The sequence below is a fragment of the Haemophilus parainfluenzae genome (assembly GCF_003253005.1).
GTDB lineage: Bacteria > Pseudomonadota > Gammaproteobacteria > Enterobacterales > Pasteurellaceae > Haemophilus_D > Haemophilus_D parainfluenzae_M.
Map to the genome: position 1 here is coordinate 74,255 of NZ_QEPZ01000006.1, position 12,394 is coordinate 86,648.

Annotated in this window: 14 protein-coding genes; 4 read left to right on the forward strand and 10 right to left on the reverse strand. The window is 37.7% G+C overall.

Going from position 1 to position 12,394, the window contains the following annotated elements; all coding sequences use genetic code 11:
- Positions 1 to 15: 15 nt before the first annotated feature.
- Complete coding sequence (locus tag DPV97_RS07955; protein ID WP_070713980.1) at positions 16 to 3,144, forward strand: type I restriction endonuclease subunit R; 3,129 nt, start codon at positions 16 to 18, stop codon at positions 3,142 to 3,144.
- Between the two features lie 79 nt (positions 3,145 to 3,223).
- Here DPV97_RS07955 and DPV97_RS07960 read toward each other — a convergent pair whose 3' ends face one another.
- From DPV97_RS07960 to DPV97_RS07970, 3 genes are read right to left on the reverse strand one after another with little or no spacing between them, the layout of a single operon-like run.
- Entirely contained in the window at positions 3,224 to 3,580 is a 357-nt protein-coding gene (locus tag DPV97_RS07960) for a DsrE/DsrF/TusD sulfur relay family protein (RefSeq protein WP_005696059.1), read from the reverse strand.
- A 60-nt stretch (positions 3,581 to 3,640) separates the two neighbouring features.
- Positions 3,641 to 4,948, reverse strand: coding sequence for an NCS2 family permease (locus tag DPV97_RS07965; RefSeq protein WP_049358074.1), 1,308 nt, complete (start codon positions 4,946 to 4,948; stop codon positions 3,641 to 3,643).
- 20 nt (positions 4,949 to 4,968) lie between these two features.
- Complete coding sequence (locus DPV97_RS07970) at positions 4,969 to 5,922, reverse strand: oxidoreductase (RefSeq protein WP_070713978.1); 954 nt, start codon at positions 5,920 to 5,922, stop codon at positions 4,969 to 4,971.
- A gap of 76 nt (positions 5,923 to 5,998) precedes the next feature.
- On the opposite strand from DPV97_RS07970, the gene ybaK reads away from it, so the two are divergent.
- Entirely contained in the window at positions 5,999 to 6,478 is a 480-nt protein-coding gene (gene ybaK / locus DPV97_RS07975; protein WP_070713976.1) for a Cys-tRNA(Pro) deacylase, read from the forward strand.
- A gap of 59 nt (positions 6,479 to 6,537) precedes the next feature.
- Here the strand turns inward: ybaK and fabA are convergent, their stop codons facing one another.
- Both fabA and DPV97_RS07985 read right to left on the reverse strand, forming a co-directional pair.
- Positions 6,538 to 7,071, reverse strand: coding sequence for a bifunctional 3-hydroxydecanoyl-ACP dehydratase/trans-2-decenoyl-ACP isomerase (fabA, locus tag DPV97_RS07980; RefSeq protein ID WP_005698958.1), 534 nt, complete (start codon positions 7,069 to 7,071; stop codon positions 6,538 to 6,540).
- Positions 7,072 to 7,238: 167 nt separating this feature from the next.
- Complete coding sequence (locus DPV97_RS07985; protein WP_070713972.1) at positions 7,239 to 9,041, reverse strand: AAA family ATPase; 1,803 nt, start codon at positions 9,039 to 9,041, stop codon at positions 7,239 to 7,241.
- 102 nt (positions 9,042 to 9,143) lie between these two features.
- On the opposite strand from DPV97_RS07985, the gene matP reads away from it, so the two are divergent.
- Positions 9,144 to 9,593, forward strand: coding sequence for a macrodomain Ter protein MatP (gene matP / locus DPV97_RS07990; RefSeq protein WP_049363602.1), 450 nt, complete (start codon positions 9,144 to 9,146; stop codon positions 9,591 to 9,593).
- Positions 9,594 to 9,673: 80 nt separating this feature from the next.
- Here matP and cspD read toward each other — a convergent pair whose 3' ends face one another.
- The 5 genes from cspD to DPV97_RS08010 form a co-directional block, all read right to left on the reverse strand.
- Positions 9,674 to 9,883: a cold shock domain-containing protein CspD gene (gene cspD, locus DPV97_RS07995; protein ID WP_049363600.1), complete on the reverse strand. Its 210-nt coding sequence runs from the start codon at positions 9,881 to 9,883 to the stop codon at positions 9,674 to 9,676.
- A 146-nt stretch (positions 9,884 to 10,029) separates the two neighbouring features.
- Positions 10,030 to 10,194, reverse strand: coding sequence for a YoaH family protein (locus DPV97_RS09585; protein WP_049363599.1), 165 nt, complete (start codon positions 10,192 to 10,194; stop codon positions 10,030 to 10,032).
- 12 nt (positions 10,195 to 10,206) lie between these two features.
- Positions 10,207 to 10,923: a tRNA pseudouridine(65) synthase TruC gene (gene truC / locus DPV97_RS09590; RefSeq protein ID WP_070713969.1), complete on the reverse strand. Its 717-nt coding sequence runs from the start codon at positions 10,921 to 10,923 to the stop codon at positions 10,207 to 10,209.
- Positions 10,924 to 11,244, reverse strand: coding sequence for a YqcC family protein (locus tag DPV97_RS09675; RefSeq protein ID WP_070713966.1), 321 nt, complete (start codon positions 11,242 to 11,244; stop codon positions 10,924 to 10,926). It abuts the gene before it with no gap.
- A 70-nt stretch (positions 11,245 to 11,314) separates the two neighbouring features.
- Positions 11,315 to 11,584, reverse strand: coding sequence for an acylphosphatase (locus DPV97_RS08010; protein WP_083313295.1), 270 nt, complete (start codon positions 11,582 to 11,584; stop codon positions 11,315 to 11,317).
- Positions 11,585 to 11,705: 121 nt separating this feature from the next.
- On the opposite strand from DPV97_RS08010, the gene DPV97_RS08015 reads away from it, so the two are divergent.
- Positions 11,706 to 12,362 carry a curli polymerization inhibitor CsgI-related protein gene (locus tag DPV97_RS08015; protein WP_070713962.1) on the forward strand — a complete coding sequence of 219 codons (657 nt, stop codon included), beginning with the start codon at positions 11,706 to 11,708 and terminating at the stop codon, positions 12,360 to 12,362.
- Positions 12,363 to 12,394 lie beyond the last annotated feature (32 nt).

The following is a 12,394-nucleotide window of genomic DNA, read 5'->3' on the forward strand; positions in this document are numbered from 1 at the left end:
AATTAAGGAACCCTTATGACCCAATATAAAACCATCACTGAATCCAACAATTTTATTGTTTTAGATCAATATAATAAGTTTGTTGAAGAACCCAATGCAGGCTACCAAACGGAAGGGAGCCTTGAGCGTGAATTTATCCGCGATTTACAGGCTCAAGGCTATGAGTATTTACAAGGACTTAATAATCACGATGAACTGATTAAAAACTTACGGGTTCAATTACAGCGCTTAAATAATGTGGTTTTCTCTGATGCGGAATGGCGACGTTTTTTAGAGGAATATTTGGATAAACCCAGTGATAATCTGATCGAGAAAACCCGCAAAATTCATGATGACTATATTTATGATTTTGTGTTTGATGATGGACACATTCAGAATATTTATCTGCTAGATAAGAGAAATCTTGCCAATAACGCTGTGCAAGTTATCAATCAATTTGAACAAACCGGCAGCTATGACAATCGTTATGATGTGACGATTTTGGTGAATGGTTTACCGCTTGTACATATTGAATTAAAAAAACGTGGCGTGGCTATTCGTGAAGCCTTTAACCAAATTCATCGCTACAGCAAAGAAAGTTTCAATAAAGAAAATTCGCTCTTTAAATATATTCAAATTTTTGTCATTTCTAATGGCACAGATACCCGCTATTTTGCCAATACCACCAAGCGAGATAAAAACAGCTATGACTTCACAATGAATTGGGCAACGGCAAAAAATACTCTGATTAAAGATTTAAAGGATTTTACGGCGACATTCTTGCAAAAACATACCCTGCTCAATGTATTGGTAAATTACTGCGTGTTTGATGTTTCTGATACCTTATTGATTATGCGCTCATATCAAATAGCCGCCACCGAGCGTATTTTATGGAAAATTAAAAGTTCATATCAGGCGAAAAATTGGAGCAATAAAGAAAGTGGTGGCTACATTTGGCACACTACAGGCTCAGGCAAAACCCTCACCAGCTTTAAAGCCGCACGCCTTGCAACAGAATTAGACTTTATTGAAAAAGTATTCTTCGTGGTTGATAGAAAGGATTTGGACTATCAAACCATGAAAGAATACCAACGTTTTTCACCGGATAGTGTAAATGGTTCAGAAAGTACGGCTGGGCTAAAACGCAATATCGACAAAGACGACAATAAAATCATTGTTACCACTATTCAAAAACTCAACAACCTGATGAAATCGGAAGATAAATTACCGATTTACGATAAACAGGTCGTTTTTATCTTTGATGAATGCCATCGTTCTCAATTTGGTGAAGCGCAAAAAAATCTAACGAGAAAATTTAAAAAATACTATCAATTTGGTTTTACCGGTACACCGATTTTTGGCGATGACATTATTGATGGAAAATTAATTCGTAAAGGTAACGCCATAGGTGCGGAAACTACAGAAAGCGTGTTTGGAATCCAACTTCACTCTTACATTATCACCGATGCGATTCGTGATGAAAAAGTGCTGAAATTTAAAGTGGATTACAATGACGTACGGCCACAATTTAAGAGTATTGAAACCGAAAAAAATCTTGAAAAACTCACCGCACTTGAAAAGAAACAAGCTTTTTTACGCCAAGAGCGTATCGAGCAAATAGCTAAGTATATTTTAGATAATTTCAAACAAAAGACCCATCGCTTTAATGCGGGTAACAATGGCTTTAATGCCATGTTTGCAGTAAGTAGCGTAGATGCTGCTAAAGCTTATTATCAAACTTTTAAACAGTTACAAAGTGCGGTCAAAAATCCACTTAAAATTGCAACAATCTTTTCGTTTTCCGCGAATGAAGAGCAAGATGCGATTGGCGATATTGTCGATGAAACTTTTGAAGTGGAGGCAATGAACTCCTCGGCTAAGGAATTTTTAAAATCGGCTATTGATGATTACAGAGGCTATTTTGCAACCAATTTTGATGTAGATGCGAAATCGTTCCAAAACTACTATCGCGATCTCGCTAAACGCGTCAAAAACAAAGAAGTGGATTTATTGATTGTCGTTGGAATGTTTTTAACTGGTTTTGATGCCCCAACCTTAAACACGTTATTTGTAGATAAAAATTTACGTTACCATGGTTTGATTCAAGCTTATTCTCGTACAAACCGTATTTACAACAGTACCAAAAGTTTTGGCAATATCGTCACTTTCCGTGATTTGGAACAAGATACCATTGATGCGATTACCCTTTTCGGTAAATCCAATACGCGCAATGTCGTTTTGGAAAAAAGTTACCAAGAATATATGGAAGGCTTTACCGATGCTGGCGTGGCCCGTCGTGGGTATTTAGACGTTATTGCAGAGTTACAAGAACGCTTCCCTGATCCAGATGTAATTCAAACAGAAAAAGACAAGAAAGACTTTGTAAAATTATTTGGTGAATATTTGCGAGTTGAAAATATTCTGCAAAACTACGATGAGTTCGCTGCTTTACAAGCATTTCAATCGCTCGATACCAGTGATGCAAAAGCCGTTGAAGCCTTTAAAGAAAAATATTATTTAACAGATGAGGCTTTTGCTGAAATGCAACCTATTGATATGCCAAGCGAACGTAGCATTCAGAATTACCGTTCGACTTACAACGATATTCGGGATTGGCTCCGTCGTCAAAAAGATGGCGAGGAAAAAGCAAAATCGACCATTGATTGGGACGATGTGGTGTTTGAAGTGGATTTATTAAAATCCCAAGAAATCAATTTAGATTACATTTTAGAATTGATTTTTGAACACAACAAAAAAATGAAAAATAAAGCTGAGCTGATTGATGAAATTCGAACCACAATCCGAGCGAGCCTAGGTAATCGCGCCAAAGAAAGTTTAATCGTAGATTTTATCAATCAAACTGACTTAGATAGCATTGTCGATAAAGCCGGTATTATTGAATCCTTCTTCCAATTTGCCCAAAAAGAGCAACAGAAAGAAGCTGACGAATTAATTAGCAGTGAAGGGCTGAATATTGATGCTGCGAAGCGTTATATTAATGTATCCTTAAAACGCGGATATGCAAGTGAACAAGGTACGGATTTAAATGATGCCCTACCGAAAATGAGTCCGCTTAATCCGCAATATCTCACGAAAAAACAAAGCATTTTCCAAAAGATTGTTGCCTTTGTTGAGAAATTTGTTGGGATTGGTGGCGAGGTTTAAAAACTTAAACCGACTATATAGAATTAAAAAGGTGTAATCTATTGATTACACCTTTTTATTTTGTCAGTTTTATCAGGAATTAGAACGTTAAAACTTTATCCGCCCACAATGTCCACTCGGATACATCATCTAAGGTACCAAGGGTCACGCCGTCAATTAATTTAGCGTCTAATAAACCACGTGCTTTTACGCAGCTGGTGCATAATTTAATTTCAGCACCTTGTGCCGCTAAAATATCGATAAGCTGTTGGATATTGAAACCTTCATTTGGGTTTTGCCCAGCAATACCGCATAAAATCGCATCAGAAAAGCAGAATAATTTAATATTCACATCCTTGCTGTGCTCTTCTTTCATATTAATGGCGAAACGAACAGCATTGAACGTTTTTTCTCCGCTATATGTGGAATCATTGACGATAAAAAGAATATTTTGCATGACGCACTCCTTGTTGCAATACTATAAAATGAAGGCGTAATAAATTACGCCTTTATGAAATCAGCCAACCCAAACGAACTTGGCCACAAATAATAAAGACACCACCCACACAGGGGCATTGACCTCGCGTATTCTACCTGTACAGGCCTTCATGACGCAATAGCTAATAAAACCAAATGCGATACCTTCAGTAATTGAATAAGTAAATGGCATCATCGCTGCAGTGATAAAAGCAGGCGTTGCTTCAGTTAAATCATCCCAGTGTACACGGATAAGACTAGATGCCATTAAAATCCCCACATAGACTAACGCCCCTGCGGTTGCATAAGCTGGTACCACACTAGCAAGAGGTGAAAAGAAAATAGTGAGTAAGAATAAAACCCCGACTGTTACTGCAGTTAAACCAGTTCTACCGCCAACAGAAACACCTGCACCACTTTCAATATAGGTACTGATAGCGGATGTGCCGATATAAGAACCGACTACCGCACTCACGCTATCTACATAAAGAGCTTGTTTCATTTTCGGGAAACGACCTTTTTCATCACTGAAACCTGCTTTATCGGTTACACCTAATAAGGTGCCTGATGAGTCAAATAGGTTTACTAATAAGAATGAGAAAATGATGCCGAGCAAAGCCGTATCTAAAGCACCCGCAATATCGACTTTTCCTACAACCGCACCTAAACTTGGTGGCATCGAAACTATGCCGTGGAAAGTAACTTGGTCATCAATTAAAAGCGCTAATCCAGTTACTACTGCGATAGAAATTAAAACACCAGAGAAAATATTACGTGCAGCTAAAACTACGATAATAAAGAAACCTAATACGCCAAGCAGAATTTTAGGATCATGTAAATTGCCTAATGCCACTAAGGTTGCAGGATTCGCGACAACCAATCCCATATTTTTAAAGCCAATTAACGCAATAAAAAAGCCGATACCTGCACCAATTCCCACGCGCAATGAAAGCGGAATGGAAGCCATTAACCAATAACGGATTTGGAATAAGGTGAGAACAAATAAACCAATTGAGCCCCAGAAAATGGTGCCCATACCCACTTCCCAAGAATAACCAAGCTTGCCAACGACTACATAGGCGAAAAACGCATTGAGCCCCATGGCTGGCGCAAGCGCAATAGGTAAATTACTGAATAATCCCATCGCAATGGTGCCAAGTGCAGCAATTAAACAAGTAGTCACGAAAACAACTTGTTTATCCATTCCCGCATCACCTAATACGGATGGGTTTACAAACACGATATACACCATGGTAAAGAAGGTGGTGATACCAGCAATAATTTCAGTTTTGGTCGTACTGCCCTTTTCTTTAATGGAAAAAAGGCGTTCAAGTAAAGATTGTTGCATTGTCTTCCCCTTAACTTAAATTAATAACCTTGGTGATAAATCGACTCAAGTAATTTCACACCTAATAAGGCAATATTGAAACGCTGCTCATCAGCTACCGTCCAAAATTCGATACCATTTTCAACCGCACTTTGTTGGCTTATATGCAATTTTACGCTGTCTTCACCATTTTCATTTTCACCGTTAATCACGGGCGTAATAAGGCTATCGTGTAATTCAATCAATTCGTTTTGTTGTGGCTGGTAATCAAATTCATAATCCGAAAGTGCGGTCACTTTTTGTGCCATTCCGTAGAAGACTGGTACTTGAATTTGATGGAAAATCACATTGTCTAACTGTGGAAAAATTTTTTGTAATTGCAGATTTAAATTAGCCGCTTGTTGTGGAAACACATCAAAGGCAAAACGAGTTTCACCTTCTTCTAATGGCATACCATTCAGTAAACGAGCGGTTTGTCCAGCAAGTTTATTCACGGTTTCACCATCTGTATAAGAAGCCGGTAAAAGTGACGTTGCAAAGACTTGAGTTAAATTTGTTTGTTGAACGATTGGTAATAGAGATAAAGCTAATTGACTCGCTTGCGGATCGGGCAAACTCACAATGTTACGTTGTCTTAACTCAGTCAGATTTTCTTCATTGATTGTTGGGACAACAACAGGGACATCAGACAATGCAGAGCAAATCCCTTTTAAATCAATCACCACACAGCCACTTTCTGCGGCTTGAGCCAATAAGGGGGCTTGATCAATTTGACCAGCGAAGAAAAGATAATTAACGCTATCCCACTCAATCTCATCAGTAGCTAATTGAGCAACCGCTTTATTACGAAAACGTACCGCTTGCTCTTCTTCAAAAGGATAAATTTCTACAATTGAAACCTTGCCTACATCTAGCTCACTTTGTTCAAGTGCTTCGGCAATTTTTTCACATAGATCAAATTCTGCTGCAATAGCAATATTTAGGCTTGCGTCCATTTTTCTCTCCGCTGTAAAATGTTCTGAACCGATTCATTCTACAGAAAAAAGACTAATAAATACATAAGGAAATCAGATGACACCGGCAATTGATTTACTCAAGAAAAATAAAATTCCTTTTACTCTCCATACCTATGATCATGACCCTAATAATACGCATTTTGGCGATGAAGCCGCTGAAAAACTTGGGCTTGATCCGCACCAATCCTTTAAAACACTTTTAGTCGCTGAAAATGGTGATCAGAAAAAATTAGCGTGTTTTGTGCTTTCCACGGCAAATATGTTGAGTTTAAAGAAAGCGGCAAAATCAATTGGTGTGAAAAAGGTTGAGATGGCCGATAAAGATGCGGCACAAAAAAGCACGGGATATTTAGTCGGTGGCATTAGTCCATTAGGTCAAAAAAAACGGGTAAAAACAGTAATAAATTCGACCGCACTTGAGTTTGATACGATTTTTGTTTCTGGTGGAAAACGTGGATTAAGCGTCGAATTGGCCCCACAAGATTTGGCTAAATTACTGAGTGCCGAATTTGTCGATATTATTGACGAAGAATAGAAAAAGAAAAGCCCGAGTAAATCGGGCTATCTTTTTTTATGATGTTGTGTTTATTTAAATTAGAAACTTGATGTATCTTGGAATAAGCCAACTTTTAAATCGGTTGCAGTGTAGATAACACGACCATCTACTTCCACCTCACCATCAGCCATTCCCATCACTAACTTGCGGTTAATTACGCGTTTCATATTGATGCGATAAACCACTTTTTTCGCGGTTGGTAAGATTTGTCCAGTAAATTTCACTTCACCTACGCCTAATGCACGGCCTTTACCTTTACCGCCTACCCAGCCAAGGAAGAAACCCACTAATTGCCACATCGCATCTAAGCCTAAGCAGCCTGGCATGACTGGGTCACCAATAAAGTGGCAACCGAAAAACGGTAAATCTGGATGAATATCTAATTCTGCTTCAATATACCCTTTACCAAACGCACCGCCGTCCTCGGTCATTTTTACAATGCGATCCATCATCAACATTGTTGGTGCTGGAAGTTGCGGGCCTTCTTTACCAAATAATTCACCACGACCAGAAGCTAATAAATCTTCATAGGTATAGCTGCTTTTTATGTTTGGTGTACAGGTGTTTTCCATTTTTATTTCCTTGTATATGTAGTTTTGCTTGGTTACGACCAATAAGTAAGGATTCTATGAGGATTTATAAGAAATGTAAACAGCGAACACTTGTTAGCTCAACTTGTCGGATCAGTCAGTGTAATTAAGATAAAAGAAAAGCGAACACAAGGTTCGCTTTTAAGAAATTAAGATTTAAAGAAATCTAACCAGCTTTTTTTCGGCGTTTCCGAACGGAAAGCAATCCGATTTTGAATTAAACGCGCAATAGGCTCTTTACCCTTCGCATATTCTTCTTTCTCTTCCAATAAATCGCGGTCAAATAGGATTTTGGCTGTTTGGTAAATATCCTCGACTTGATAGATAAAGAACTGCTCATTTTTTACCGCCTCAACCACTTCATCAGATAAGCTTAATTGCTGAATTGTTGTGGCAGGAATAATCACCCCTTGTTTACCCGTCAAACCACGACGTTGGCAAATAGTGAAAAAGCCTTCAATTTTGTCATTCACTCCGCCTACTGCGTGCACCAAACCAAATTGGTCAATGGTACCCGTAATGGCAATATTTTGTGGCAATGGCAAATCAGATAACGCGCTGACTAATACGGAGAAAATAGCTAGAGACGCACTGTCACCATCAATTTCACCATAAGACTGCTCAAATACTAAAGAAGCAGAAAATGGTAACTGTGATGGCAACTCTAAGATACTGGCCAAGCACGCTTCAGAAATCATCATCCCTTTCCCGTGGAGGTTGCCCGCTAATTCGTTTTTACGCTCCACATCCACGACTTCACCATCACCAAACTGCACTAAACAGCTGATACGAGAAGGTTCACCAAAACAAACCGGTGTGCCTGGATATTCAATCACAGACAAGCCATTAATCTGCCCAACAATTTCGCCGTTGGTTTCCACATAAATTTGCTCATTGAGAATATCCGCATAAGTGCGTTCACGTAAAAAACCATGCTGTTCGTTCTTTTGTTTAAAAGCTTGCTCAAAATCAACCGCACTTAAGGTTTGTTTTTGTGACAACGTCGCGGCATTAAGCAACATTTCTGTTATTTTTAACGGTGAAATGTTAATTAAAAAGCGATCTTCACTCTCTCGCACCAATAACTGATAGAGTTTATTTAATGCGGTTAAATCTAAATCAAGTTCATATTTTGAGGCTAATGCCAACACATAATTAGCCCAATTTTCTTGTGCTTTAGGTTGTGCAACAGAATAATAGCTTTCAATTTCTGCGTAATCAGCCAAGCTGTAAAGATCTTCTTCTAACTCACCTAATGTCGCAATTTCAGTGCGATTGCCTAAAATCACCACTTTTAAATTAAGTGGATAACTTGGAATATCACAAGGCAAGGTTTTAAATGGATGAGCTGAATACCAATTAAAAGTTTGCGTTTGCAAAATATGTTTTAAGCGTTGCCATAAATCAAACTGGCTTAGCATCGTTGCGGCACTTAAAATCAAAATGCCCCCATTGGCTTGATGTACTAAACCTGGTGTAAGCAAAATATCTTGCGAACTTGGGTGAACACGCACACTACCAAAAAGACTAAATTGATCGGCATGTAATGCCTTCAGCACATCACCTTGTGCGGCAAAATTATCTGCTGGTGATTGAGCTGGTTCAGTATAAATACGAGGGAAAGAAAAAGAATCCCCCTGCTCAACCACATAATTTACCCCAAAAACTGACCGCTCTTTTGGCTGTTCTTGGCGAATAAATTCTGCTAATAAATCAGCATATTCTGCTTGATCATCGGCTTTTAAAACCAATAGAGAGCGACGAGGCTGTTTTAAAAATAAAGAAATCGCTTTTGTGGCATGTTTTTGTAATGACCAAAAATCAGCCTTTTCAGCTGAAAGTTCAGTAATCGATAATTCTGGTTGTAAGGCTTGCCAATTTAAGGCTTGTTCCGAAGATGTTGAAGTCACGACATATCTCGCTTTAATTAAATTGGCGGTATTATCGCACACTTCACACTGAGTGAAAATCCGTTATAAAAATCTACTGGAAAATTTTGTTTAAAGAGCGTATATTTATGAGGTTACCACGTCACTAAAAAGTATAATAAAACGATGAAATATCAGAAATTAGAAAACCAAGAAGCAAACTGGAAATGGATTTATCTCATTCGCAAACATCGCGAAGGGGAAAAAATTACCCGTTATGAAGAAAAAAGCTTAGAAGAAAGCAAAGTTCAAGAATTAATAGCATATCAGAATTATCCTGAAAAAATCGAGGAGTGGATTAAAAATCACCTCTCTCTTGATTTACCCATTAAGCTTGATCAGGCTATTCGTGCAAGACGTAAACGCTTTTTTAATGCAGAAAAACAATCAACGAAGAAAAAATCTATTGATTTAGAATATGGTGTTTGGCTTCGTTTGTCTAAATATTCAAGAAAAATGAAAATGACACTTTCTGAAACCATCACTTATATGATTGATGAACGTGAAAGCAAAGCATTATATGAAAGCCAAATGACAGCAATGAAAGCCGGTTTGAAAAATTTGCTCAATAAATAAGATAAAAAAAAACCAAGGTCGAAACCTTGGCTTTTGATTATGCTAAATAGAGAAGATTTTGAAACGTTTTTGCGTTTCGCCTATTCCGTAATCGGAATAATTTTTGTGGCGTGAGATCCTTTGTCACCGTGAATCACTTCAAATTGCACGCGTTGACCTGCTTTTAATGAACGGTAACCATCCATTTCAATCACTGAATAATGTGCAAAAATGTCTGTATCCACGCCTTCTGCAGAAATAAATCCAAATCCTTTTGCGTTGTTAAACCATTTTACTACACCAATTTCCATAGTAGACCTCTATAGGCTTCGCCCTTAATACTTAAAAACAATAAGACTCATGCCTTATCACCTCAATTGGAAATATATTCAAACATTTTATTTTTTTATGCAACAACGAAACTTTAAAAATGATACATTGATCACAAAATTTTTACTTATTTATTATCAGAAGTCTCTTTATCATCTTTTTGATGAATTTCACGTAATGCTTTTGCCACAATTTGGATGGCTTCACCGCTACTAATTCCTTGCGCCATTAATTCCTGAATTTGTTCTACTGCTTTTTGTTGCTGTTCGTGGGTTAAATTAATATCTAACATTATTTTTTCTCGTTAAATAGACCAATTAAATAATTCCATCACGTGCTTCCATTGTTCATCTAAACCAGCCTTAATTTCTATTTTGGTAAAATGAATAGGATGCTCAAAAATAAGTGTATCTGCGTGTAAAAATAAACGCTGACAGCCAGAATATTCTGTTAAAGCACGATTTTGATGCAAATCACCATATTGTGTATCACCTAAAATAGGATGAAAAATATGTTTCATGTGACGTCGTAACTGATGTTTCCTACCTGTTTGGGGAATTAGCTTCACTAATGAATATCTCGTGGTTTGATAACGCCCAACCGCATAAGGCATTTCCACAATTTTTAAGCCTTCATAATCCGTCACCGCCTCTTGAGGCGCTTTATCTTCTTGCGCAAATTTATCGGCGATCTTATCTAATTGGATTTTAAGGGGATAATCAATCCGTCCTTCGCCTTGCAAATAACCTCGCACAATCGCTAAATAAGATTTTTGCACCGTTTTCTGTTCAAATTGCTGACACATTAAATTTGCTATTTCACTATTTAAGGCAAATAGCAATACACCTGATGTGGGACGATCTAATCGATGAATAGGAAAAACATGCTGCCCGATTTGATCGCGCAAGGTTTGCATCACAAATTGCGTTTCATGAGTATCAAGCCAACTACGATGCACCAACATGCCTGCTGGTTTATTGACAGCTACAAGATATTCATCTTGATATAAAATTTCTAACATTTATTGATTTTGTAATAAGGCTTCTAATTCACGTAACGGTGTTAATAATTCCACTAAAAAATCTTCTTCTGCTTCTTTAAATGCTTCCTCTAAATAAGGGGATACCGCAATTTGTGAAGGCAAATCTGCCCCGCTTTCAAGTAATGCGAACATTCTTGGGATAAAAATCCATTGCAACCACTCTTCTGGCGACATGGTATCAATCGCAAAAGGTTCTTGGCTAAAAAAAGCTTCTTGTGCAGGAGGCGTGACTTGCCATAAATCAAGCTTTTGCATAGCAAGCTGTAATTGTTGAAGATGAAGTTTTGTTTGATTACGCATAATTTTTCCTATTTATAAATAAGCGGCGTATTCTACGAACATCAAGTAACGCTGTAAAGTGCGGTCAGTTTTAACGGTGAATAATAGAAAAGTCAGGATAGCATTTATTTTCAATATTATCCTTTAAAACTCGTTCAACACTTGCGGTTCTTGGGCCGACTTTTAACCAATTATAAAACTCCTGTAATTGATCGTCATTACCTTCGGCAACAATTTCCACGCTTCCATCAACACAATTTCTTACGGTGCCTTTAATACCAATTCTCTCCGCTTCTTTCCAAGTAAAATAACGAAATCCTACCCCTTGTACTCGACCATATACGACAAATCGTTTTGCCATGATTTGCTCCTTTATTACAAAAATTTTTTAAAAATTAACCGCACTTTCCTATTCCCATTTTTTAAAATTTAGCATAGCATTACAACCATCTAATTTCATTTAAAAAATAAAAGGAGTAATTATGAAATTATGTAAGTTTGCTTTAGGTGTTGTTGCGCTTGCTGTCAGTACGAGTAGCTTAGCTGGCATGGTAACCACTTCATCAAACCTTGAATTTCTTGCAATCAACGGCCAAAAAGCCAGCAAATCCATTCTAAAAGAAAAAAAATCATTCAACGCTGAAGCAAACCAAACACAACAAGTTGTAGTACGTTTAGGTGAAATCGTTGGTACTGGTTCTAGCCAAGCGCTTTTTGAATCTAACCCAATTATTGTGACTTTCCAAAGTCCTGCTGATGATGTTGTGGTATCTGCAGAAAAAATTCGCTCCAAAGAAGATGGTGAAAAATTCAATGCTCAACCACAAATTACTGTTAAAACGAAATCAGGTAATGTGATTGATGCTAAAATCGATACTTTAAAACAAGAAGGTTTATTCCCAGCGGCTAATATTGTTAATGATCTTGCTGAGTATAATGCATCAAATGCGCCAGCAGCCGTTTCAACTTTGGCTGCACCAGCAGTTGGTATGATGCCTGCTGCATCAGGAAAAGCTGCGAAAGGCAAAGTTGTTGTACAAGGTGAAAATGTTGCTGAACAACAGTTACAATACTGGTTCCAACAAGCCGATAAAGAAACCCAAACTCGTTTCTTAAACTGGGCGAAAAAACAAAAATAATCGTTTTTTAACCGCACTTTGATAAAGAAGTG

What these genes read in the sequence shown, in the direction of transcription:
- DPV97_RS07955 (WP_070713980.1), top strand. Translation starts at nt 16, where the DNA reads ATGACCCAATATAAAACCATCACTGAATCCAACAATTTTATTGTTTTA.
- DPV97_RS07960 (WP_005696059.1), bottom strand. Translation starts at nt 3,580, where the DNA reads ATGCAAAATATTCTTTTTATCGTCAATGATTCCACATATAGCGGAGAA.
- DPV97_RS07965 (WP_049358074.1), bottom strand. Translation starts at nt 4,948, where the DNA reads ATGCAACAATCTTTACTTGAACGCCTTTTTTCCATTAAAGAAAAGGGC.
- DPV97_RS07970 (WP_070713978.1), bottom strand. Translation starts at nt 5,922, where the DNA reads ATGGACGCAAGCCTAAATATTGCTATTGCAGCAGAATTTGATCTATGT.
- ybaK (WP_070713976.1), top strand. Translation starts at nt 5,999, where the DNA reads ATGACACCGGCAATTGATTTACTCAAGAAAAATAAAATTCCTTTTACT.
- fabA (WP_005698958.1), bottom strand. Translation starts at nt 7,071, where the DNA reads ATGGAAAACACCTGTACACCAAACATAAAAAGCAGCTATACCTATGAA.
- matP (WP_049363602.1), top strand. Translation starts at nt 9,144, where the DNA reads ATGAAATATCAGAAATTAGAAAACCAAGAAGCAAACTGGAAATGGATT.
- cspD (WP_049363600.1), bottom strand. Translation starts at nt 9,883, where the DNA reads ATGGAAATTGGTGTAGTAAAATGGTTTAACAACGCAAAAGGATTTGGA.
- DPV97_RS09585 (WP_049363599.1), bottom strand. Translation starts at nt 10,194, where the DNA reads ATGTTAGATATTAATTTAACCCACGAACAGCAACAAAAAGCAGTAGAA.
- truC (WP_070713969.1), bottom strand. Translation starts at nt 10,923, where the DNA reads ATGTTAGAAATTTTATATCAAGATGAATATCTTGTAGCTGTCAATAAA.
- DPV97_RS09675 (WP_070713966.1), bottom strand. Translation starts at nt 11,244, where the DNA reads ATGCGTAATCAAACAAAACTTCATCTTCAACAATTACAGCTTGCTATG.
- DPV97_RS08010 (WP_083313295.1), bottom strand. Translation starts at nt 11,584, where the DNA reads ATGGCAAAACGATTTGTCGTATATGGTCGAGTACAAGGGGTAGGATTT.
- DPV97_RS08015 (WP_070713962.1), top strand. Translation starts at nt 11,706, where the DNA reads ATGAAATTATGTAAGTTTGCTTTAGGTGTTGTTGCGCTTGCTGTCAGT.